This window comes from Corallococcus sp. CA047B (assembly GCF_003612065.1).
GTDB classification, from domain to species: Bacteria; Myxococcota; Myxococcia; order Myxococcales; family Myxococcaceae; genus Corallococcus; species Corallococcus praedator.
The window spans coordinates 1-24,624 of sequence record NZ_RAWD01000074.1; the positions used below are offsets into that span (position 1 = coordinate 1).

At 70.2% G+C, this 24,624-nt stretch carries 6 protein-coding genes; 2 read left to right on the forward strand and 4 right to left on the reverse strand.

The genetic code is table 11. The features are described 5' to 3' along the window. Together D7X74_RS14335 and D7X74_RS14340 are read left to right on the forward strand one after the other, a co-directional pair. Positions 1–1,525 (forward strand): SPFH domain-containing protein (locus tag D7X74_RS14335; protein ID WP_233602098.1); only part of this gene is annotated, 1,525 nt, incomplete at its 5' end. A 69-nt stretch (positions 1,526–1,594) separates the two neighbouring features. Beyond that, positions 1,595–3,028, forward strand: coding sequence for a protein-disulfide reductase DsbD (locus tag D7X74_RS14340; protein ID WP_120533516.1), 1,434 nt, complete (start codon positions 1,595–1,597; stop codon positions 3,026–3,028). A 53-nt stretch (positions 3,029–3,081) separates the two neighbouring features. On the opposite strand, the gene D7X74_RS14345 is transcribed toward D7X74_RS14340, so the two are convergent. From D7X74_RS14345 to D7X74_RS14360, 4 genes are read right to left on the reverse strand one after another with little or no spacing between them, the layout of a single operon-like run. Continuing rightward, complete coding sequence (locus tag D7X74_RS14345) at positions 3,082–4,824, reverse strand: fatty acyl-AMP ligase (RefSeq protein ID WP_120533517.1); 1,743 nt, start codon at positions 4,822–4,824, stop codon at positions 3,082–3,084. 39 nt (positions 4,825–4,863) lie between these two features. Beyond that, entirely contained in the window at positions 4,864–6,207 is a 1,344-nt protein-coding gene (locus D7X74_RS14350; protein ID WP_120533518.1) for an MFS transporter, read from the reverse strand. Then, positions 6,204–10,370 (reverse strand): amino acid adenylation domain-containing protein, encoded by a 4,167-nt coding sequence (locus tag D7X74_RS14355; RefSeq protein ID WP_120533519.1) that lies wholly within the window; start codon positions 10,368–10,370, stop codon positions 6,204–6,206. Before D7X74_RS14355 ends, D7X74_RS14350 begins: the two co-directional genes overlap by 4 nt. Next, positions 10,363–24,600: a non-ribosomal peptide synthetase gene (locus tag D7X74_RS14360; protein WP_120533520.1), complete on the reverse strand. Its 14,238-nt coding sequence runs from the start codon at positions 24,598–24,600 to the stop codon at positions 10,363–10,365. The genes D7X74_RS14355 and D7X74_RS14360 overlap by 8 nt, the downstream gene beginning before the upstream one ends. Between the last annotated feature and the right edge of the window lie 24 nt (positions 24,601–24,624).

Below are 24,624 nucleotides of genomic sequence, written 5' to 3' on the forward strand. Positions count from 1 at the left end.
GGGGGGCCTGGAGCGTTCCCGCTACACGGACGGGTGGCGGGCGGGCAAGCCGGCGGAGGATCCGGACAAGGTGAAGGGCTGGGGGCTCATCACCGCGCGGCCCAGCGAGTTCCTCATCCACATGCGCCGGGGGCGCGTGCGCGAGGTGAGTGGCCAGGGCGCAAGTTGCTTCAAGCTGCCTGGGGACTCGGTGGCCATCGTGCCCACCAGCATCCAGCGGCTGCAGTTCACCGCGGATCAGGTGACGAGCGAGAAGGTGGGCGTGGCGGTGACGGGGCTCGCGGTGTACCGCATCGCGGATCCGCTGGTGGCCTTCCGGATGCTCAACTTCAGCTACCCGGAGCGGGCGCAGGAGAAGCTGGCGGAGCTGCTGCGGGAGATGTTCGTGGGCGCGGCGCGGCGGCTCGTCGCGAACCTCACCGTGGAGGAGTGCCTCACGCGGCGCAAGGAGGGCATCGCGGAGGAGCTGATGCGGGAGATTGCCCCCGTGCTCTCCGGGCAGGGCCGGTTGCAGGACCGCACCGACACGGGCTGGGGCGTGCTCCTGGACACGATTGAAATCCAGGACGTGCGCGTGCTGTCCGCGTCCGTCTTCGAGCACATGCAGGCCCGCTTCCGCCGCGAACAGGAGCGGCAGGCGCGCGAGGCGGAGCTCGCGAAGGAGCGCTTCGTGCGGCGCGAGGAGACGGAGGGCGAGCGCGTGCTCAACCTCCAGAAGCTCGCCGCGCGGGAGGAGGTGCGCCAGCGCACGCAGGCCACCGAGGAGCAGGCGCGGCTGGAGCAGCTTGCGGTGGAGGCACGCGTCGCCGGCACCCGGCTCGCGCAGGAGCGGCAGGCGCAGCAGGAGCAGACGGCCGTGGAGCGCGAGGTGGCGCTCGCGAAGCTGGCCGCGCAGGAGGAGGTGCGCATGCAGACGCAGGCCGCGGAGGAACAGGCCCGGCTGGAGTCCCTGGCCGCGGAGGCCCGGCTTGCCGAAGCGCAGCTCAACAGTGAGCGGCAGCTCGCGTTCAACCGCGCCCAGGGCGAGTTGGAGCAGCTGCGGCTGGCGCAGGAGGCGGAGGTCGCGAAGGCCCAGGTGGAGCTGGAGCGCCTGCGTCGGCAGCAGGAGGCGGAGGCCGCGCGCCATGAAATCCAGTTGGCGGAGGCCCGGCAGGAGGCCGAGCACCTGTCCGCCCGGCTTCAGGTGCTGCTGACGAAGCAGTCCGTCGCGGAGGCGGAGGTCGGCATCGCGGAGCTGGAGCTGCGGCGCACCCGGGCGCAGCAGGGCCTGGAGCTGGAGCGGGCGAAGGCGCTGCGCGACATCGAGAACACGGTGAGCCCGGAGGTCATCCAGATGACGCTGGCGCGGCAGCTCCCCCAGGTGGCGGCGGCCTTCCAGCAGAAGATGGGCGAGGTGCACGTGACGGCGGTGGATGGCGCGAACCCCTTTGGCTACATCGCCGCCGCGGTGGAGGGGGTGATGGGGCTGGCGCGCTCGGCGGGGCTGAAGGTGCCGGTGCCCCCTCATGCGATGCCGGTGGAGTAGCCGCCCCGCCGGGCTCCGCATATAGAAGGGAGCCTCCCGGATCCGGGACGAGCGGGGAGCCAGGCACGCATGAATGGAATGAAGCTGACGGCGGCGGCGGTCGCGGTGGTGGCGGGCCTCGCGGTGGCCGTGGTGCCGTGGGTGCTGCCCACGGGCCCGAGCGCCGGGCTGGACGCGGCCCGGTTCCTGGAGTCCGGCAGTCTCCTCTGGGGCGCCGGGGTGGTGTTCGCGGGAGGGCTGCTGACCGCGCTGACGCCGTGCGTGTACCCGCTCATCCCCATCACCGTGTCGGTGTTCGGCGCGCGGAAGGCGGAAGGGCGGGGCCGTTCGCTGGCGCTGACCTCGTCGTACATCGTGGGCATGGGCGTGGTGTTCAGCGCGCTGGGCATCCTGGCGGCGAAGACGGGGCAGGCGTTCGGCTCCATGCTGGGCAGCCCGGTGGTGGTGACGGTGCTGGCGCTGTTCCTGCTGCTGTTGGCGTCGTCCATGTTCGGCGCGTTCGAACTGGCGCTGCCGTCGTCGCTGCAGACGAAGCTGAGCCACGTGGGCGGCGCGGGCGTGGCGGGCGCGTTCCTGATGGGCAGCGTGTCCGGGTTCCTGGCGGCGCCGTGCACGGGGCCGGTGCTGACGGGCCTGCTGGCGTTCGTGGCGAAGTCCGCGAACACGACGCTGGGCGCGACGCTGCTGTTCATCTACGCGCTGGGCATCGGCGTGCCGTTCTTCCTCATCGGCGTGTTCACGGTGCGGCTGCCGCGCGGCGGTGTGTGGATGGAGTGGGTGAAGAGCGTGCTGGGCATCATGCTGGTGGCGCTCGCGTTCTCGTACCTGAAGGACGCCTTCCCCTGGGCGCGCGACACGGTGAAGACGCTGGGCAACCAGGTGGGGCAGGTGCCCGGGGCGCTCATCGCCGCGGTGCTGACGGCCCTGGGCGTGCTGGCGGGCGCGGTGCACCGCTCCTTCAAGGAAGGCGCGCGCGACTTTGGCTTCAAGGCGCTGGGCGTGGTGCTGGTGGTGGGCGCGCTGGTGGTGCGCGGCGGCGCGCTGGACGCGCGGCCCACGGGGGAGCTGTGGGTGCGCATGGGCCTGGCGCAGCCCCCGAAGGCTCCGTCCTGGCAGTGGCACCACGTGATGCCGCCCAAGCAGACGCCGTTTGATCCGCGCCAGTTCGAACAGGTGCTCGCGACCGCGAAGGCGGAGGGGCGACCGGTGCTCATCGACTTCTTCGCGGACTGGTGCGCGGCCTGCAAGGAGCTGGACCGGGAGACCTACCCGTCGAGCATGGTCATCACCCAGGCGGAGTCCGGCCGGTTCCTCACCATCAAGATCGACGCGACGAACACCGAGGACCACCTGGACGCGCTGATGGAGAAGCTGGGCGTGGAGGGCCTGCCCACGGTGGCCTTCGTGCATCCGGACGGCACGGTGATGAAGAGCCCGCGCGTGACGGGGTTCCTGCCGCCGGAGCCCTTCACGGTGGAGATGCGCAAGGTCGTCGTGCAGTAGGGCTTCCTGCAGGCGCGCGGAAGGAGAACGTCCTTCCGCGCCCTGGGGAGACGTCAGCCCTGCCAGCGCTGGAGTGAGCCTTCCAGGTACTTCTCGCGGCACGCGCGGCGCTGGACCTTGCCGCTGGAGGTCTTGAGGATCTCATCCGCCTGCAACAGCACGAAGTCGTGCAGCTCCACGGAGTGGGCGGCGGCGACGGCCTGCTGGAGCTTGCGCGTGAGCTGCTTCAGCTCCAGGGCGGACTCGCCTCCGGCGGCCGGGGTGTAGCGGCGGTCCACCTCCATCAACACCACCAGCTTCTCCTCGTTGTCGCGCTCGACGGAGAACGCCGCGCAGCTTCCCACGCGGAAGGCCGGGTGCTGCGACTCGACGGTCTGCTCGATGTCGTGGGGATAGTGGTTGCGACCGTCGATGATGATCATGTCCTTGAGCCGCCCGGTGACGAACAGCTCCCCGTCCAGCATGAAGCCCAGGTCGCCCGTGCGCAGGAAGGGGCCTTCGTCGCTGCCGGCGATGCGGGCGCCGAAGGTCTGTGTGTCCGTCTCCGCGCGGCCCCAGTAACCCTGGGTGACGTGGGGACCCGCGACCCAGATCTCGCCCACCTCGCCGTCCGCTCGGGCCTTGAACGTCTCCGGCTCCACGATGCGCACGCGTGAGTCGCCCCAGCTCCTTCCGCTGCTGACCACCTGCCGTGCGTTCGCCGTGCCCGGCTCGACCGTGACGACGCGGTGCTTCTCCAGCGCGCCCGCGTCCACCGTGCGCGCGGTAAACCCCTTGTCGGGCGTCACGCCCGTGACGAAGAGGGTGGCCTCGGCCAGGCCGTAGCAGGGGTAGAAGGCCTGACGCTGGAAGCCCACCGGGGCGAAGGCCTCCGCGAAGCGGTGCAGCGTGTCCGCGCGCACGGGCTCCGCGCCGTTGAAGGCGACCCGCCAGCCACTGAGGTCCAGCCCCTCCTGCTGTTCGGGCTTCACCTTCCGGGTGCAGAGCGCGTAGGCGAAGTTGGGCGCACCGCTGAGATCCGCACGGTAATGGCTGATGGCGCGCAGCCAGCGCGACGGCCGCTGGAGGAAGGACCACGGCGACATCAGCACCGCGCGCGAGCCGTTGTAGAGCGCCTGCATCACGGTCCCGATGAGACCCATGTCGTGGTAGAGCGGCAGCCAGCTGACGATGGTGGACTGCTCGTCCAGCGCCATGCCGCGCTGGATCATCGCCTGGTTCGACATCAGGTTGCGGTGCAGCACCATGACGCCCTTGGGCGTCGACGTGGATCCGGACGTGTACTGGAGGAACGCCAGATCATCCCCCTTCACGGCGGGCGCCTTCCACGTCTCCTCGATTCCCGCCGGCAGCGCGTCCGTGGCGATCCACTGGATGTCGCCGAGCTGCGGGTAGTCACCCTGGAGGGCCCGCACCGTCTCCAGGATGGCGGCGGTCGTGAGCGCGAAGCGCGGCCGGGCATCCTGGAGGATGGAGAGGATGCGGGAGATGGATTGGAAGTACTGCGGCGGATAGGCCGGCACCGCGATGACGTTCGCGTAGAGGCAGCCGTAGAACGCGCCCAGGTACTCCAGGCCCGGCGGGTAGAGCAGCAGCGCCCGCTCGCCGTTGGCCTTGTACGCCTGGAACTGCGCCGCGACCGCGCGCGATTGCCGGTCCAGCTCCGCGTAGGTCCAGTTCTGCTCGGCGCCGTCTCCGTCCGGCAGGAAGGTATATGCGTAGGACTCCGGATGGCGCTGGGTGCGCCAGCGCAGCAGGTCGGTCAGGGTCTCAGCGGGTGCATTGACGGGAGGCATGGTGTGCGGGCTCCGGTGATTCGAAGGTCTTGAAAGAGATCAGGGGCTGCCGGCGACGTCGCTGGCAGTGGGGGCGTCGGGTCCATCGAGTCCACGCAGGGGCCGCGAGAGCGCCGCGAGCACGGTGACGAGCATCATCAGGAGGCCCGCGAGGATGAACATCAGCGCGATGCCCCGTCCCGCGCCCTCGCCGATGAAGCCGCCCACGAGCGCGGCGAGGGCACCGCCCGGACGCAGGGCCGGTTCGAACACCCGGTCCGCCAGCGGTCCGGAGAGGGTGTAGGCCAGCGGAAGCATCGCGCCGGTGAGCGTTCCGGTGAACGCGAACACGCGCCCGCGCAGCTCCAGGGGGACCTTGCGCTGGAGCAGCGTCTGGCTGGCGCCGTTGACCAGCGGGATGCTGAAGAAGAAGCAGAACGCGATGCCCGTCAGCAGCGGGATGGAAGTGACACAGCCCACGAGGATGAAGAGCACCCCGCTGGTGAACTGGACCGCGAGGATGCCGTAGACCATGCGCTTGGGGCTGCCCCAGGCGCTCATCGCCAGACTGCCCCCGAGCAGGCCGACCCCGCCCGCCGTGGTGAGCGCGGCCAACGCGCTCACGTTGGACAGGGAGAGCACCAGCGGGGTGACCAGCACCTCGACGACGCCCACGAAGAAGTTGCTCGTGGCCAGCAGCGCGATGAGCACCAGCAGGCCCGGCGACGTGCCCAGGTAACGCGCTCCCGCGCGCACCGACTCCCCCAGCGACGGCCGCTCCTCCTGGGCGGGCGTCGTCAGGAACCGCTTCGGGATGCGCAAGAGCAGCAGCGGCAGCGTGCCCAGGACGAACGTCACCGCGTCGATGACCAGGATGCCCTGGAGGTGAATGGTGGCCATCAGCGAGGCGCTCGCCATGGGCGCGATGAGCTGCGAGGCGGCCAGCCCCAACTGGACCATCCCGTTGGCTCGGCCCAGGTGCTGCGGCGGGATGACCGTGGAGACGAGGACGCCGAAGGCCGGTTGCTGGAACGCGCTGGCCGCCGACACGACGGCGGTGGTGACGTACGCATGCCACGGCTGGAGGTGGCCACTGAACAGCAGCGTCGCGAGCGCCAGTGACATCAGGCCCGCGACGGAGTCACTGAGGATCAACACCCAGCGGCGGTTCCAGCGATCCACCAACGCGCCCGCCACCGGTCCCAACAGGATGGCCGGGAGCGTGGCGGACAGCATGACGAGCGCGAAGCGCGTCACCCCGCCGGTGGTCTCGTACATCCAGACACCCAGCGCGAAGCTGGTCAGTCCGGAGCCTAGCAGCGACACGCACTGGCCGAGCCAGATGAGGACGGCGAACGCGAGGGGGAACGACGGGTGTTCCGTCTCGGTGGCGGTGGTCGTCATCCGGAGACCTCTGCCCGGGCGCGGTCCAGGTGTTCGCGCAGCTTCTCCGCCAGCGGCTCCACATGCGGGGCGACCATCATCGTCATGTGATCGCCCGGGACTTGTTCGACGTGGACGGGACGGTCCGTGTAGCGCTTCCATCCCCAGGTCGCATCGCCCGCGAAGTCGGTCGGGACGATGCCGTCATCCTCGTGGCGCTCGTGGGCCTGGAAGAGGGTGATGGGCACCGGGACGGTGTCCCGGGGGAGGTAGTCGATCCGATACGCGGTCTTGTAGACCTCGATGAGACCGTGGACGTGCTGGCTGCTCGTGCCGGGCGGCAGGAGGCCCGTCGCCACCAGCCGTCGGGTCAGCTCCGCGCGTCGCTCCTCGGGAGAGAGGGGGCGCAGCTCCTCGGCGGTGAGGATGAGGTCCGCGCCATAGAGGCGGCCCGCGGTGCTGGCCACGCTGGCCATCCAGTCCGCGTCGTCGAACGCGGGGGCTTCCGTGTGCGCGGCGGGCTCCAGCGGAATGGTGGTGTTGAGGACGCCGAGGAAGGCGACGGTCTCTCCCTGCTTGCGCAGCCGCTGCGCCATCTCGAAGGCAATCCAGCTCCCGAAGGAATGGCCCAGCAGGAAGTAGGGCCCGTGTGCCTGCACCTGTCGCAGGGCCTCCACGTAGCACTCGGCCATCTCCTCCACGGACTGGTGCGCGGGCGTGAGCCCATCCAACCCCCGGGCCTGGAGGCCATACACGGTGCGCGTGGAGCCCAGCCGCTTCGCGAGGTCCCGCAGGTAGAGCGTGTTTCCTCCCGCGCCCGGCACGAAGAACAGCGGAGGCTGTCCATGGCCGGAGTGGAGCTCCACCAGCGGCGACCAGGGCCGCGCGGGCGCATCGTCCCGGAGGGCCCGTGCGAGCTGTTCGATGGTGGGTCCCTGGAACAGCGTGGCCAGGGGCAGGGTGCGTCCCAGTTGCTCGCGGATCCGCACCGTCAGCCGCACGGCGAGCAGCGAGTGTCCGCCCAGGTCGAAGAAGCTGTCGTGCACGCCGATGGGCCGCATCGAGAGCAGCTCTTCCCAGACGGCCGTGAGCTGGCGCTCCACCTCGTCGCGCGGGGCGACGAAGTCCTCCTGCTGCGCGCGCTGGAGTCCCTTGGGCGCGGGAAGGGCCTTGCGGTCCACCTTGCCGTTGGGCGTGAGCGGGAACGCCTCCAGGAGGATGAAGGCCGAAGGGATCATGTACGGTGGCAGGTGCTGTTTGAGGTGCTGCCGCAGCTCCTCCGGCCCCACCGCGCCAGGAACGGTCAGGGTGAGGTACGCGACGAGCTGCCGGTTGCCGTCCTCTTCGTGCACGAGCAATTCGATGGCCTGGACCGAGGCGTGCTCCAGCAGCTTCGCCTTGATTTCATCCAGCTCGATGCGGTGGCCACGGATCTTCACCTGCGAGTCGTTGCGGCCGATGAACCCGATGGTCCCGTCCGCCGCGTAGCGCGCCATGTCGCCGGTGCGGTACAGGCGCGCGCCGGGCGTGGTGTCGAAGGGGCTGGGGACGAAACGCTCGGCGGTGAGGCCCGCCTGACCCCAATAGCCCTGCGCCAGTCCGTCGCCTCCCACGTACAGCTCGCCGGGGACGCCGATGGGCAGCGGCTGCATCTGGGCGTCCAGCAGGTACATCCGGCTGTTGGCGAAGGGGCGGCCAATGGGGACGATCTGCTCGCTGGGCGTGGGCGTGGCGTTCTCGAAGAACGTGCTGTCGATGGTCGCCTCGCTGAGCCCGTAGGAACTCACCAGCCGCGTCTGCGGGCCGCACAGGGCGCGGAGCTGGTGGTACTCGCGCATGTCCCAGGTGTCGGAGCCGACGATGACCAGCCGCATGAAGTCCAGGCGCTGGCGCTGCTCCTCCAGGTGGCCCATCAGCAGGCGGACCACCGCAGGCACGAACTCACCGCAGTCCACCTGTTCGCGCAGCATCAGGGCGTGCAGCCGCTCCGGTTCGAGCAGCCACTCGCGGGGACAGAGGACCAGCGTCGCGCCGGAGCCCAGGGCGCGCGTGAAGTCGCCGGAGAAGACGTCGAAGGAGAAGCTCGCCATCTGGAGATGGGCGCGCAGCGTAGGCAGCCGATAGGCGTCCTCCCAGGCGAAGTACGCATTGGCGAGGCTCCGGTGCGTCACCATGACGCCCTTGGGTCGCCCCGTGGATCCCGACGTGTAGACGACGTAGGCCAGTTGCTCCGGCTCCACGGCCTGCGCGGGGGACGTGACGGGGTGGCGGGAGATGGAGGGCGCGTCGGTATCCAGACACACCGTCGCTGGCAGTGACGCGGGCAGGACGGCGCGCAGCGTGTCGCGCGTGACGAGGACCTGGGGCCGACTGTCCGCGAGCATCAGCGCCGTGCGGTCCTGCGGGTACGACGGATCCAGCGGGACGTATGCGCCACCGGCCTTGAGCACGGCGAGCACCGCGACCACCACCTCCACGGATTTCTCCAGGAAGATGCCCGTGAGTCGCCCCGGTCCGACGCCCAGCGTGCGCAGGTGGTGTGCGAGCTGGTTCGCCTGACGGTCGAGTTCCGCGTAGGTGAGGCGCCGCGTCGGATCCACCACGGCGATGGCGTCGGGCGTGCGCGCCGCGTGCCCTTCGATGAGGTGGTGCAGGCAGACGTGCGCGGGGAAAGCGCGCTCCGTCTGGTTCCACTCGCGCAGCAGCCGGTTCCGCTCCGTTTCCGGGAGGAGGGGCAGCTTGCGCAGCCGCTGTTCAGGATGCGCGGCGATGCCGGCGAGCAGCGTCTGGAAGTGGGCGACCATGCGCTCGATGGTCGAGGCGTCGAAGAGGTCGCGGTTGTACTCCCAGATGCCTTCCAGGCCTTCGGCCTCCTCCACGAGCCAGAGGGTCAGGTCGAACTGGGCATGGGGCTCGCCCGCGACGGAGAAGGGCTCCAGGCGCAGGCGGCTGGGCCCGGTCGAGGCTTCGGGGGTGTTCTGCAGGACGAGCATCGTCTGGAAGAAGGGGGAGAAGCTGGTGTCGCGAGTGGGCGTCAGCTCCTCCAGCAGCTTCTCGAACGGCACGTCCTGGTGTGCGTAGGCCCCCAGCGTCACGTCCACCACGCGCCGCAGCAGCTCGCGGAAGGTCGGGTCGCCGGACAGGTCCGTGCGCATGACCAGCGTGTTGAGGAAGAAGCCGATGAGCGGCTCCACCTCCGTCCGGTTCCGGTTGGCGATGTACGTGCCCACGCTGATCCGCGGCTCGCGCGTGTAGCGGAACAGCAGGGCCTGGAGTGACGCCAGCATCACCATGAAGAGCGACGCCTTCTCCTGGCCCGCGATTCCCCGGAGCTGTCGCGTCACCGCCGCGTCCACGCGGAAGGACTGCTTGCCACCGGCATGGGTCCGGACCCGGGGACGCGGCCGATCCGTGGGCAGCATCAGCGCGCTGTCACTGCCCTCCAACTGCTTGCGCCAGTAGTCGAGCTGCGAGGTGAGCACGTCCCCGCGCAGGTGTTCCCGCTGCCACACCGCGAAGTCGGCGTACTGCAGCGGAAGTTCGGGGAGCGGTGAGGGTTGCTGCCGACTGAAGGCGTCGTAGAGGGCGGCCAGCTCCCGGACGAGGATGCCCGTGGACCAGCCGTCGGACACGATGTGGTGCACCACGAGCAGCAGGACGTGCTCTTCCGGTGCCAGCCGAACCAGCGTGGTCTGGAGCAGCGGCCCCCGGGCCAGGTCGAAGGACGCTCCGGCCACCTGGAGCGCCAGCGCCTGACAGCGCCCGCCGCGCTCGGCTTCGGGCAGGTGCGACAGGTCCACCACAGGCAGCGGGACGGTCAGGCGGGGGAGGACGGACTGGCGCGGTTCGCCGCCCTCGGAGACGAAGACGGTGCGCAGGCCCTCGTGGCGCCGGATGACTTCGTTGAGGCTTCGCTCCAGCACGTCGGGCTGGAGGGGTCCGAGCAGCCGCGCGAACTCCGGGATGTTGTAGGCAGGCGTGCCGGGTTCGAATTGGTCCAGAAACCACAGGCGTCGCTGCGGGAAGGAGAGCGGCAGAGGCTGATCCCGGGACGCCCGGGGGATGGCGGTGGGATGTGCCACCGCCTGGGGCGTCGCGAGCGCGTTCTGCTGGCGCAGCTTGCGCAGGATGAGCTCGCGCTTCTCTGGGGAGAGCCCCGCCAGCTTCTTGGACAGCTCACTCATTGGCGCCCTCCAGCAGCTTCTCCAGCTCCTCTTCCGACAAACCGTCCACCTCGTCCATCGCCTGCGCGAGCGCGACCGAGTCCGCGTGTTCGAGCTGCGCGAGGACGACCTGCTCCGCCAGCTCAGCGATGGTGGGGTACTCGAAGAGGGCGCGCAGGGGCAGCGTCACCTGGAACGCGGTGTTCGCACGGGAGATGATCTGCGTGGCCAGCAGCGAGTGCCCGCCGATGTCGAAGAAGGTGTCCAGCACGCTGATGGACTCCAGCCCCAACACCTCGCGCCAGATGGCGAGCAGCTCCGTCTCCGTGGGCGAACGAGGCGGGACGAACTGGGCTTCCGCGGCGCGCGCGGTGGCATCCGGCGCGGGCAGGGCCCTGCGGTCCACCTTCCCGTTGGGCGTCAGCGGGAGCGCGTCCATCCGGACCATGAGCGCGGGGATCATGTAGTCCGGCAGTCGCTCACGCAGGAAGTCACGGAGCACCGTGGTGTCCAACGCCTCCGAGGCGCCGACCACGTAGGCGACGAGGCGCCGGGGGCTCTTGGGGTCTTCCCGCAGGACGACGACCGCGCTCTGGACGGAAGGGTGCCGTCCCAGCGTGGACTCAATCTCTCCCAGCTCCACGCGGAAGCCGCGCAGCTTCACCTGGGTGTCCGCGCGGCCCATGAACTCGATGTTGCCGTCCGGCAGGTAGCGCGCCCGGTCTCCCGTCCGGTACAGCCGCGCGCCGGGAGGCCCGAAGGGATCCGGCACGAAGCGTTCGGCCGTCAGCTCCGGGCGGAGGCGGTAGCCCCGCGCCACGCCCTCGCCGCCGATGAACAGCTCTCCCGCGAGGCCCGCGGGCACCGGCTGCTGGTGCGTGTCCAGGACGTAGAGACGGTTGTTCGCGAAGGGCTTCCCGATGGGCACGAGCTGGTTGCCCTCCGTGCCCAGGCCGTCGCCGTCGAACCATGTGCTGTCGATGGTGGCCTCGGTGACGCCGTAGGAGTTGATCAGCCGCGTGGTGCCGCCGATGACGCCGCGCAGCCGGTGGTACTCGCTGACGAACCACGCATCCGAACCCGCGATGAGCACGCGCATGAAGTCCAGCCGCTGCCGCGTGTCCTCCAGGTGCTGGAGCAGGCCCCGGAGCACGGCCGGGACGAACTCCGCGCAGTCCACCTGTTCATCCTTCATGAGGGCATGGAGCTTCGTCGGTTCCAGCAGCCATTCGCGGGGGCAGAGCACCAGCTTGCCGCCAGAGCCCATCGCCCGGGCGAAGTCGCCCGCGAAGACGTCGAAGGAGAAGCTCGCCATCTGCAGGTGGCTGCGGCAGCCCTCCGCCAGCTCATAGGTGCGCTCCCAGCCCAGGTACGCGTTGGCCCAGTTGCGGTGGGAGACCATGACGCCCTTGGGCGTGCCCGTGGAGCCGGACGTGAAGACGACGTAGGCCAGCTCCTCCGGCGAGGAGCGCCAGGGCGGTGCGTTCGCGGGGAGCAGGGCCCGCGCGGGGGCTTCCTCCTCCAGCAGGTACAGCTCCACGGCGGGCTTCGACAGCGTCTCCGCGATGTCCCGCTGCGTGAGCAGCAGGGACAGGCGGGCCTCGGAGATCATCCGCGCGAGCCGCTCGGAGGGGTAGGAGGGATCCAGCGGCACATACGCGCCGCCTGCCTTGAGGATGCCCAGCAGCGCGATGATCAGCTCGGGCGACTTTTCCAGGCAGACGCCCACGAGGTGCTCAGGTCCGACGCCGCGAGCGCGCAGATGGTGCGCGAGTCGGTTGGCGCGCTCCTCCAACTGCCCGTAGGTGAGCGGCGCGCTTCCCGGTGAGGCGACGGCGATGGCATCGGGCGTCCGCCGCGCGTGGGCTTCGATGAGCTCGGGGAGGCAGGCCGCCTGGCCGGGTTCCACGCGGGTGTCGTTCCACTCCACCAGCACGCGGTGACGTTCGGCCCCCGTGAGCAGGGACAACTGCCACAGGCGCTTGTCCTCCGCTTCGGTCATGCCCTCCAGCACCGTGCCCATCTGTTCGAGCATCCGCTCCACGGCCGCGGCTTCGAGCCTGGGGGATTCAAAGTCGATGTGGAGCAGCAGCTCCCGGTCGGCGTGGGCCGTGAGGGTCAGCGGGTAGTTGGTGCGCTCCTGGGCGACCACGTCCCGGATCTCGAACTGGCTGGCGCCCTGCCGCACCGCCTCCTCGACGGGGTAGTTCTCGAAGACGAAGATGCTCTCGAAGAGCGGCGTGCCACGCGGCACCGGGCTCCAGCCCTGGACCTGGACCAGCGGGGCGTACTCGTACGGCGCGCGCTCCACCTGCCAGTCCTGGAAGGCCTTCAGCCAGTCCACCACCTTCTGCTCGGGCGGCAGCTTCACGCGCGCCGGCAGGGTGTTGATGAAGAGGCCCACCATCTGCTCCACGCCCGGCAACTCAGGCGGACGGCCAGCCACGGTGGCGCCGAAGACGACGTCCTCCGCGCCGGCATGTCGTCCGAGCACCAGCGCCCAGGCTGCCTGCACCAGCGTGTTGAGCGTCACCTGATGGCGGCGCGACAGGGCGCGCAACCGCTCCGTCACTTCGGCGGACAGGTGCCGCCTGCGCTCGCCCATCACCTGCGGCGCGCTCCGGGCCTGTCCTCCGGACTCACCTGGGAGGGGCGTCGGCTCACCGAAGCCCTTCAGCGCTTCACGCCACCAGCCCTCGGCGTGGGTCGTTCCCTGCTTCACGAGCCACGCGACGTAGTCCCGGTAGAGCGGGGGCTCTTCCATCCGCAGCGGCTGCTGGCGGGTCGCGGCGTCGTAGAACGCCAGCATCTCGTTGAGCACCCGGCCGACGCTCCATCCGTCCAGGAGCAGGTGGTGGAAGCTCCACACCACGCGCCAACTGCGCTCCGCCAGCCGCAGCACGGCCACGCGCATCAGCGGGGCCTGCTTCGGATTGAAGCCGCGCGCCTGATCCGTGGCCATCCAATCGGACTGCCAGCGCTGCTGCACTTCGGGCGGCTTGTCGCGCAGGTCGTGCTCCTCCCACGGGAGGTGGACCTCGCGCTGGACGACCTGGAGCGGCTGCGCCAATCCCTCCCACGCGAAGCGGGTGCGCAGGATGGGGTAGCGCGCGATGATCTGCTGCCACGCGCGGCGCAGCGCCGCCACGTCCAGGTCCGCCTCCAGCGTCCAGGCGGCCCGTTCGAAGTACACGCTCTCCCGGGGATCCAACAGGGCGTGGAAGAGCATGCCCTGCTGCATGGGAGACAGCGGGTACAGGTCCACGATGCCGGGGCTGGTGCGCACCAGTTCGTCCAGCGCGGGCTGCGACAGCGGGGCCAGGGGGAAGTCCCCGGGCGACACGCGCGCCGCGTCCTCGGAGGTCCGCTGCGCCACCAGCGTCCGCAGGGCCTGGAGGTACTTCGCCGCCACCTTCTCCAGCGTGGCCTGCTGGTGCAGTGCCTGACTGTAGGTGAACGACACCTCCAACCTGCCGCCGAGCACATGGGCGTTCACGTCCAGCACCTGCCGGCGCCGACCGAGGCTCCCATGCGGCGAGCCGGAGGGCTCATCCGCGGCGGTGAACAAGGACGCGGGCGACAAGGCCGAGTCGAGCTGGCCCAGATAGTTGAAGGACACCTGGGGCTCGGGCTGTGCCTGGATCCGCTGGCCCACGTCGTCCTTGCGCAGGTAGCGCAGCAGGCCGTAGCCAAGGCCCTTGCGCGGCACCTGCTGCAACGCGTCCCGCACCGCCCGGAGTCGGGACCCGGGCGTGCCACCTTCGGGCAGCTCCAACGTCACCGGATAGGTGGTCGTGAACCAGCCGACCGTGCGGCTCAGGTCCACGTCCTCGAAGATCTCCTCACGGCCATGGCCTTCCAACTGCACGCGCACCCGGGACTGGTTCGTCCAGGAGGAGAGCGCCTGGGCCAGGGCGGCAATCAGCACCTCGTCGATGCGGGCACGCCAGGACTTCGGCACCTCCTGGAGCAGCAGCCGCGTCTCCTCGGTCTCCAGGGAGACCGTCACCGTGCGGGCCGACGCGTGCGTGTTCGCGCCCGTCGCGTCGTCCACGGGCAGGGCCTGCACGTCGCTGGACTGTCCCAGCCAGTACGCGGCCTCCTGCTCCAGCTCCGGTCCCTGCGCGTGGTGCTCCAGTCGCTGGGCCCACGCGAGGAAGGACGTCGTCTTCGGCGGCAGCGACGCCGGGGCATCGCGCAGGAGCTGCTGGCACGCCGACTCCAGGTCCATGAGCAGCACGCGCCAGGACACCGCGTCCATCACCAGGTGGTGGATGGCGAGGAGCAGGCGGGTGCCACGCTGGGCGCCCAAGTCGAACAGGACGGCGGCCATCAACGGGGCCTGCTCCAGACGGAAGCCCGCCTGGGCCCGCTGTGCTTCGACTTCCAGTGCCGCGCGCTGGGGGCCGTCCTCCAGGCCGGAGAGGTCCACCTGACGCAGCGTCACGGTGTTCTCCAGGCCCGTGCCCGTCTGCTTCCATCCCTCGGGCGTCGAATCGAAGCGCAGCCGCAGCACGTCGTGGTGGGCCACCAGGGCGCGCAGCGCCTCCTCCAGCAGGGCGGGCGCGAGCGGCTGACGCAAGCCCAACAGCACGGCCTGGTTGTAGTGGTGGGGCTGGGGGCGCTCCCACTCGAAGAACCAGCGCTGGATGGGCGTGAGCGGGCCGGGGCCCATCACCGCGCCCTGTTCAGCCTGGGGCCGCTGTGCCTGGCCCACCTGCGGCGCCAGCGACGCGATGGTCTTGTGTTGGAAGACCTGTTTCGGGGTGATGTAGAGCCCGGCTTCCGTGGCGCGCGCGATGACCTGGATGCTGACGATGGAGTCGCCACCCAGCTCGAAGAAGTCGTCGTGGATGCCCACGCGCTCGCGCGAAAGCACCGATGCCCAGATGTCCGCCAGCGCCTGCTCCACCGGCGTGCGCGGGGCCACGTAGGTGGACTCGCGCTGCTGCGGGTGTTGCTGCTCCAGCGAGGGCAGGGCCTTGCGGTCCACCTTCCCGTGGGCGGTCAGCGGCAGGGCCTGGAGCAGGACGAAGGCCGAGGGCACCATGTACTCGGGCAGCCGTGCGGCCAGCCCGTCGCGCAGCGCCCTGGGCTCCGGGTTCATGCCCTCTTCGGGGACGACGTAGGCGACGAGCTGCTTGCGGCCCGGCGCCTCCTCGCGCAGCGCGACCGCGACCGCGCTGACCTCCGGACGCTCCGCCAGCGCGGCTTCAATCTCTTCCAGTTCGATGCGGAAGCCGCGCAGCTTCACCTGCTGATCCAGGCGGCCCAGGAACTCCAGCGACCCATCCGCGCGCAGCCGCACGCGGTCCCCCGAGCGGTACATCCGCGCGCCCGGCACCGTGCCGAAGGGCTCCGGCACGAAGCGTTCGGCCGTCAGCTCCGGACGGTCCAGGTAGCCGCGCGCCACGCCCACGCCCGCGATGTACAGCTCGCCGGGCACGCCCACGGGCAGGGGCTGCATCCGCGCATCCAGCACGTACAGCCGCACGTTGGGCCAGGCCTTGCCGATGCCGGGCCGCTCCGGATCCACGTGGTCCTCCAGCGACGCGCAGACCGTCACCTCCGTGGGGCCGTACGCGTTGATGAAGTGGCAGGCGCCCACCCACCGGCGCGCCAGCTCCGGCGTGCACGTCTCGCCCGCGGAGATGAGCGTCTCCAGCGCCGGCAGCCCCGTGGGCTCCAGCCGCGCGAGCACCGACGGCGTCAGCGTCACGGTGGTGATGGCCTGCGAGGCCAGCAGCGCCTGCAACGGAGGCCCGGGCATGATGTCGTCGCGCGACGCCAGACACAGCCGCGCGCCCGCCAGGAGCGTGGAGAAGACCTCACACACCGATGCGTCGAAGCCGAAGGCCGCGAATTGCAGCACGCGGCTCGCGGGGTGGAGCCGGTGGCCACGACCGGCCGCCAGCGCCGTGTTGCACAGGCCCCGGTGCGACAGCAGCGTGCCCTTGGGCCGTCCCGTCGAACCGGAGGTGAAGATGATGTACGCCAGATTGTCGGGCGACAGCTCCACGCCCGGCGGCGTCACGGGCTTCCGGGCAATCTGTGGCCATTCGGAATCCAGGCACACCAGCAGCCCCAGCGAGGGCAGCTCCTCCGCCAGATGCTCCTGCGTGACGAGCACGGGGATGGACGCGTCCTGCATCATCAGGCCCAGGCGCTCCACCGGATAGGTGGGATCCAACGGCAGCCACGCGCCCCCGGCTTTGAGGATGCCGAGGATGCCCACCACCATGTCCAGCGAGCGCTCCACGCACAGGCCCACCCGCGACTCGGGCCCCACGCCGCGCTCCTTCAAGTACCAGGCGAGCTGATTGGCGCGAGCGTCCAGCTCCCGGTAGGTGAGCTGATGTGCCTCGAAGGAGACGGCCACCGCGTCGGGCGTGCGCGCCGCCTGCGCCTCGAAGAGCTGGTGGGCGAGGAGGACTTCGGGAAGGGGCGACGCCGTGTCGTTCCACGCGCCGAGGACTTGATGGCGCTCCTGCGCGGACAGTAGCGGCAGTCGGGAGATGCGCTCCTCGGGCCGGGCCAGCGCGCCCAGCAGCACTTCGCGCAGGTGGCCCATCATCCGGTCGATGGTGGCCTGCGTGTAGAGGTCGGTGCTGTATTCGCACAGGCATTCCAGACCGCGCGCCGTGTCGGTCACCACCCACGTCATGTCGAACTTGGCGGCGCCGGTGCTGCTGCTCTCCTCGCGCAACGTCAGCCCGGGCAGCTCCAGGTCGGAGGAGGGCGCGTTCTGGAGGATGAGCTTCACCTGGAACAGCGGCGAGTACGCGAGGTCGCGCTCGGGGTTGAGTGCCTTCACCAGGTCCTCGAAGGGCAGGTCCTGGTGGGCATACGCCGCCAGCGCTTCCCGCCGCGCCTGGGCGAGCAGCGCGCGGAAGGACGGGTCTCCACCCAGGTCGCCCCGCATGACGAGCTGGTTGACGAAGAAGCCGATGAGGCCCTCCGTCCCGGAGTGATTGCGATTGGCGATGTCCGTGCCGAAGACGATGTCCGTCTCGCCGGTGGAGCGGTGCAGCAGCACCTGGAAGGCCGCCATCAGCGCCATGAAGGGCGTGACACTCTCGCGGCGGCAGAGGTCCCGCAGCTTCGCGGCCGCGTCCTCGGGCAGCAGCAACCCCTGGTGCGTGGCGCCGAGGAAGCGCTGCACGGGAGGACGCGGGAAGTCCGTGGGCAGGTCCAGGAAGGCCGGAGCCCCCGCCAGTCGCTGCTTCCAGTAGTCCCGCTGGCGCTCCAGCACCGGGCCCGACAACCACTCGCGCTGCCAGCGCGCATAGTCGCCGTATTGCACCGGCAGGCGAGGCAGCAGCGAGGGCTGATTCGCGGAGAAGGCGCGGTACAGCTCCGCCACCTCCTGCACGAGCACGGACAGGGACCAGCCGTCCGCGACGATGTGGTGCAGCGTCAGCAGGAGCAGGTGCTCGTCCTCACCCAGCCGGATGAGCGCGCCCCGGAAGAGCGGGCCGGTGGACAGCGTGAAGGGCCGCTGAGCCTCTTCCGTGGCCAGCCGCCGGGCCTCTTCCTCGCGGCGCTCGGCCGGAAGTGCTCGCAGGTCGATGAACTCCAGCGCCGGGGTCGCCTCCGGAGCGATGCGCTGCACCGGGGCCTGTCCGCTCATCTGGAACGTCGTGCGGAGGATTTCGTGGCGGCGCAGCAGCTCTTCCAGACAGCGGCGCACGGTCTCCGGCACGAGCGTGCCCGTCAGCCGGAGGACGGCGGGCATGTTGTAGAAGGCGCTGCCGGACTGCATCTGATCCAGGAACCACAGGCGCTGCTGCGCGAAGGACAGCGGCAGTGCTTCCTCGCGGGGGTAGGCCGTGAGCGGCGGCGGGGGCGCCTCGCCGGCTCCGTGGGCGCGCAGGGCCTGGAGGTGCTCGGCCAGCGTGGCCACCGTGGGCGCCTCGAAGAGCGCGGAGATGGGCAACTCCAGCGCGAAGGCCTCGCGCACGCGCGACACCACCTGCGTGGCCAGCAGGGAGTGTCCGCCCAGGTCGAAGAAGTGGTCGTGGATGCCGAACCGGTCCGTGCGCAGCACGTCCGCCCAGATGCTGGCGACCAGCGACTCGGTGTCGTTGCGCGGGCCCACGACCGTGTCGATGGCCCGCAGCGTGGGCGAGGAGAGCCCCTTGCGGTTCACCTTGCCGTTGGAGGTGAGGGGCAGCTCCTCCATCGCCACGAAGGCGGAGGGGATCATGTAGCCGGGCAGCCGCTGCAGCAGATGGGTGCGCAGGGGGATGGCCTCCACCTGCCGCTCCGGGCGGGGCACGACGTAGGCGACCAGTCGCGGGTCGCCAGGCTCGTCCTCGCGCACCAGCACCACGGCGTCGTGCACGGACGTGTGCATGCGCAGCGCGGCTTCAATCTCACCCAGCTCGATGCGGTAGCCGCGCAGCTTCACCTGGCCATCGCGGCGGCCGATGAAGTCGAGCGTCCCATCCGGCAGGAAGCGCGCGAGGTCGCCCGTGCGGTAGAGGCGCTGCCCGGGCCGGCCGCTGAAGGGATCCGGCACGAACCGCTCGGCGGTGAGGGAGGGCCGCATCAGGTAGCCGCGCGCCACGCCCGCGCCGCCGATGTACAGCTCGCCCGCCACGGCGACCGGCACGGGCTGCATCCGCTCATCGAGGATGTACAGCTCCGTGTTGGAGATGGGCCGGCCAATGGGCACGATGCCCTCGCGCAGGCCGCCGCTGGTGACGTCATGGATGGAGCAGCCGACGACGGTCTCCGTGGGGCCGTACTCGTTGATCAACCGGACGCCCGGCGCGTGCTCCCGCCAGAACTCCGCCGTGGCCGGGGCCAGGGCCTCACCGCCCACGACGAAGGTGCTGTCCAGCCGGGCCAGCGCGGCCGGCGGTATCAGATGGGAGAGCGCCTGGAGGTGCGCGGGCGTGAGCTTGACCAGCTCGTGCCCCCGCTCCTCCTGCAACACCCGCGCGAGTGTCTCCAGCTCGTTGCCGGCGGGCAGCATGCGCACCGTCGCGCCGCGCAGCAGCGGCGTGAGGAGGCTGGTGACGGTGGCATCGAAGGCGATGGAGGTGTGCACCAGGGCGCTCTGCCCGGCTTCCACCTGATACGTCCTGGCGGCCCAGGTGAGGTACTGGACCAGACCGCCCTGGGTGATCATCGCGCCCTTGGGCAGGCCCGTGGAGCCGGACGTGTAGATGACATACGCCAGGGACTCGCTGCCCGCGCTGGCGGGCAGGGCCAGCGGGGACGCCGGGCCAATGAACTCCAAGGCATCCAGGAAGACGCGCTTGACGTACGACGACGCGAACGTCGCATCGAGCGCCTTCGTGGTCAGCAGGATCGCCGCGCGGGAGTCGGTCAGCATGTACGCCAGCCGCTCGGCGGGGTACGTGGCGTCCAGCGGCAGGTACGCGGCGCCCGCCTTGAGCGCGCCCAGCAGACCCACGAGCAGTTCAATGGAGCGCTCCAGCCCGAGCGCCACCACGTGCTCCGGGCCGACGCCCCGCGAGCGCAGGTGGTGCGCGAGCTTGTTGGCGCGCGCATCCAGGGCGCGGTAGCTGAGCGAGCGCGAGCCGTCCACGACCGCCACCGCGTCCGGCGTCATCCTGGCCTGGGCTTCGAAGAGCTCCTGGAACGTCGTCGTCCTGGGGAACGGGACGGAGGTGGCGTTCCACTCCACCAGCATCCGCTGCTGCTCCTCGGGCGGCAGCGCGGAGGACAGGTGGTGCGCCTCCTCCGCGTGGAAGGCCAGGGCGTTCAGCACGCGTGCGTAGGAGGCGCCAATGCGCTCCACCTGCTCGTGCTCCAGCTCGACGGCGTTGTAGTCCAGCTCGAGCGTCAACTCCTGGGTGTGCGGCTCGGTCTGGAAGTGCACCGCCAGCGTGACGTTGGTGCCCTCGGAGCGGATGACGCCCAGCGTCTCCACCGAGGCCAGCGTGCCGGACAGGTCGTGCAGCACGTGGAAGTGCATGTAGTTGAACATGACTTCGTAGAGCGCTTCACGGCCCCACTGCCGCTGGATCTCCGCCATGGGGTAGCGGCGGAAGGGATAGAGCGTGCGCTCGCTCTCGAAGGCGGCGTGGACCAGCGAAGTCCAGCTTCCAGGCGCGAGCTTCAGGCGGAAGGGTAGGGTGTTGAGGAAGATGCCCCGGAGCTTGGAGCCGTCGCCTTCCTCCGGCCGGCTGTTGACGCCCATGCCGGTGATGACGTCCTCGCGGCCGCTGAGCAGGCTCATGACCTTGAGGTGCGCGGCCACCAGGATGCTCTTGAAGGGCACCGACGCGGTCCGGGTCAGCGCCTTCAGCCCTGCGTGGATCTCCTGGGAGATGGGCACCTTGACGGTGGCGATCCTCGGCTCGCCCTCCGGCAGCGCACGCCGCCAGCGCGGCAGCCGCATGACGGAGCCGCCCGCGAGCTGGTCGCGCCAGTAGCGCTGATGCTCCTCCGACGCCAGCGCGCGCTGCTCCAGCGCCACGAAGTCGCGGTAGGTGAGGCCCGTCTGCTCCGCCGGGGGCGGCGTCTGTCCGCCCTGCAGCGCGTGGTAGTGGTTGAACATCTCCACCAGCGTGGAGTGCAGGCTCCAGCCGTCGATGATGGCGTGGCACTCGGTGAGCGTGAACTGGAAGGACCCCTCCGCCCGCTGGTGGATGAAGAAGCGCAGCAGCGGCGGCCGTGACAGTTCGAAGTGCCGCTGCTTCTCCAGCTCCAGCAGCTTGTGGATCTCCGCGTCCTGCTCCGCGTCCGACAGGTGGCGCAGGTCCACGAATTCGATGGAGAGGTGCGCGCTACGGTGCACCAACTGCAACGGCTGGCTGTACGTCGTCATGTCGAACGCCGTGCGCAGCACGGGTTGACGCGCGACGATGGCCTGCACCGCTTCCTCGAAGCGCACCGGATCCAACGGGACGCGCAGCCGCAAATGGAAGCTGTCGGTGTTGTGGTAGATGTTGGAGTTTGGCGCCAACGCCATGTGGTACAGCATTCCCGCCTGGATGCGGGCCAGCGGGTAGGCGTCCTCGACGTCGGCGGGCAGCCGGGCGCGGTCCTCCGGCGTGATGAGGCTGAACGGCTCGGTGCGCGGCAGCTCCTCCGTCGTGGCCGCGCGGACCTCCGCGGCCTGGAGCAGGGTCGCCACCGTCTGGTGTTGGAAGAGCTGCTGGAGCGAGAAGCGGATGCCCTCGCGCTGCGCCAGCGTCAGCACCTGGATGCTGAGGATGGAGTCGCCGCCCAGCGCGAAGAAGTTGTCGTGGATGCCCACGCGCTCCACGTCCAGCACCTCCGCCCAGATGGCGCAGAGGACCTCCTCCGGACGCGTGCGGGGGGCGACGTACTGCGTGCCCAGGTCGGGACGGGACTGATCCGGCGTGGGCAGGGCCTTGCGGTCCACCTTGCCGTTCGCGGTCAGCGGGAACTGCTCCAGCATCACGAAGGCGCCCGGCACCATGTAGTCCGGGAGCTTCCCGAGCAGGTACTGCCGCAAGTCATTGATGCTGGGCGTGCTCTCCTTCGGCGCGGCCACGTAGGCCACCAGCGACTTGTTGCCGGGCACGTCCTCGCGCACCAGCACCAGGGCCTCGCGCACCGCCGGGTGCAGGCTGAGGACGATTTGAATCTCGCTCAGCTCGATGCGGAACCCGCGGATCTTCACCTGATGGTCGATGCGCCCCAGGTACTCCAGCTGTCCGTCCTTCGTGAAGCGCGCCAGGTCGCCGGTGCGGTAGAGCGCGGCACCGGGCGTGCGGCTGTACGGGTGGGGGATGAACCGCTCCGCGGTGAGCGCGGGCCGGCCCAGGTAGCCGCGCGCGAGCCCCGCGCCGCCCACGAAGATCTCCCCCGCGACGCCCACGGGCACGGGCTCCAGGCGCGCATCCAGCACGTAGAGCTGGAGGTCCGGGATGGCCACGCCGATGGGGCTCTGCTGCGTGCGCTCCGCCTCCGTCATGCTCATCGGACGGTAGGTGACGTGCACCGTCGTCTCGGTGATGCCGTACATGTTGATGAGCCGGGGCTGCGTGTCGCCGTGCCTGCGGAACCAGGGCACCAGGCTCGCGGGCTCCAGCGCTTCGCCGCCGAAGATGACGTAGCGCAGGGCGAGCGGACGCGGGCCGGACTCGCTGCGCTCCTCGGCCTGGATGAGCTGGCGGAACGCCGCGGGCGTCTGGTTCAGCACCGTGACGCGCTCCTGGCTCAGCAGCTCGTAGAAGGCATCCGGCGAGCGCGAGACGAGGTACGGGACGATGACCAGCCGGCCGCCGTGCAGCAGCGCGCCCCACAATTCCCAGACGGAGAAGTCGAACGCGTAGGAGTGGAACAGCGTCCAGACGTCCTTCTCGTCGAAGTGGAACCACTCTTCCGTCGCCTCGAAGAGCCGGGTGACGTTGCGGTGCGGCAGCAGCGAACCCTTGGGCAGGCCCGTCGAACCGGAGGTGTAGATGACGTAGGCCAGGTGGTCGCTGTCGAGCGCGAGGCCCGGCGCCCGGGTGGGCTGCCCCGCGAGCAGCTCCGAGGCCTCCTCCAGCACGAACAGCTCCGTGCCGCTCGCCGGCAGGCGTTCGACCAGGGCGCGCTGCGTGATGACCAGCGGCATCCGGCTGTCTTCGACCATGAAGGCCAGCCGGTCCGCGGGGTACGTCGGGTCGAGCGGCACGTAGGCGCCGCCCGCCTTCAGGATGCCCAGGATGCCCACCACCGTGGCCAGCGAGCGCTCCACGCACAGGCCCACCAGGGTTTCAGGTGCGAGTCCACGCGCCAGCAGCGCATGGGCAAGCTGGTTGGCGCGGGCGTCCAGCTCCGCGTAGGTCAGGCGCTCGCCGTCGCCCACCACGGCGATGGCGTCAGGGCGTGCGCGGACCTGGGCCTCGAAGCGCTGGTGCAGACAGTCCCGGCCGGAGAAGTCCTTGAGGACGGGCCAGACGTCGAGCAGTTGGTGGCGCTCGGGCTGTGTCAGCAGGGGCAGGGACTCCAGCCGCGCATCCGGCTGCGCGACGATGCCTTCGAGCAGCGTCTGGAAGTGCCCGCGCATCCGCTCCATCGTGGAGGGCTCGAACAGGTCGCGGTTGTATTCGAAGAAGCCGCGCAGCCCGTCCGCGCTCTCCTGGAGGTCCAGCGTCAGGTCGAACTTCGCGGTGCCCGTCTCCACCTCGATGGGGACAATCTTCGCGCCGGGGAGGACCAGCGCCTGCGGCGCCTGGGCCTGGAGGTTGAACGCGACCTGGAACAGCGGGGTGTAGGCCAGGTTTCGCTCCGGCTGCACCTCGTCCACCAGCCGCTCGAAGGGGATGTCCTGGTGCGAGTAGGCCGCCAGCGTCGTCTCGCGGGTGCGCTGGAGCAGCTCGCGGAAGGTGGGGTTGCCGGACAGGTCGCCGCGAAGGACCAGCGTGTTGACGAACAGGCCGATGAGGCCCTCCGTCTGCACGCGGCCCCGGCTGTTCTGCGGCGCGCCCACCAGGATGTCGTGCTGATGGGTGTAGCGGGACAGCAGGGCCTGGAATGACGCCAGCAGCGTCATGAACAGCGTGGCCCGCTCGCGCTGGCTCAGCCGCTGCAACTCCGCCACGAGCCTGGACGGCAGGTGCAGGGGCAGCAGCGCGCCGCGCTGGGTCTGGATGGCCGGGCGCGGGTGGTCGGTGGGCAGTTGCAGCAGGGACGCGCCCGCGAGCTGCTTCTTCCAATAGGCCACGTGCTCGGTGAGCACGCCTTCGGTGCTCAGCCACTCGCGCTGCCACTGGGCATAGTCCGCGTACTGGATGGGCAGGGGCTCCAGCTCCGGCTCACGGCCCGAGGAGAAGGCCGCGTAGAGCTGCGCTACCTCCTGGATGAGGATGCCCAGCGAGCCACCATCCGAGATGATGTGGTGCATCGTCATCACGAGGACGTGGTCCGTCGTGGTGAGGCGGAACAGGTGCGCGCGCAGCAGGGGGCCGCGCATCAGGTCGAAGGGACGGCGCGTCTCCTCCGTGGTGCCCTGGCGGGCCGCCTCTTCACGCTCGGCTTCGGGGAGCGCTTGCAGGTCCACGAGCACGACGGGCGCGGTGCCCTCCGTCGCGACGACCTGGACGGGATGTCCCGCCTCCTGCGCGAACGTGGTGCGCAGCGATTCATGCCGCTCCACCATCGCGTCGAAGGTCCGCTGGAGCGCGCCGACGTCGAGCACACCCTGGAGCCGCACGGCCCCCGCGATGTTGTAGCTCGGGTTGTCCGGCTGCATCAGGTGCAGGAACCACAGCCGCTGCTGGGCGAACGAGACGGGGAAGACGAAGGTTTCAGCGTTCATGGGCGTGATCGGAAATCAGGTAGG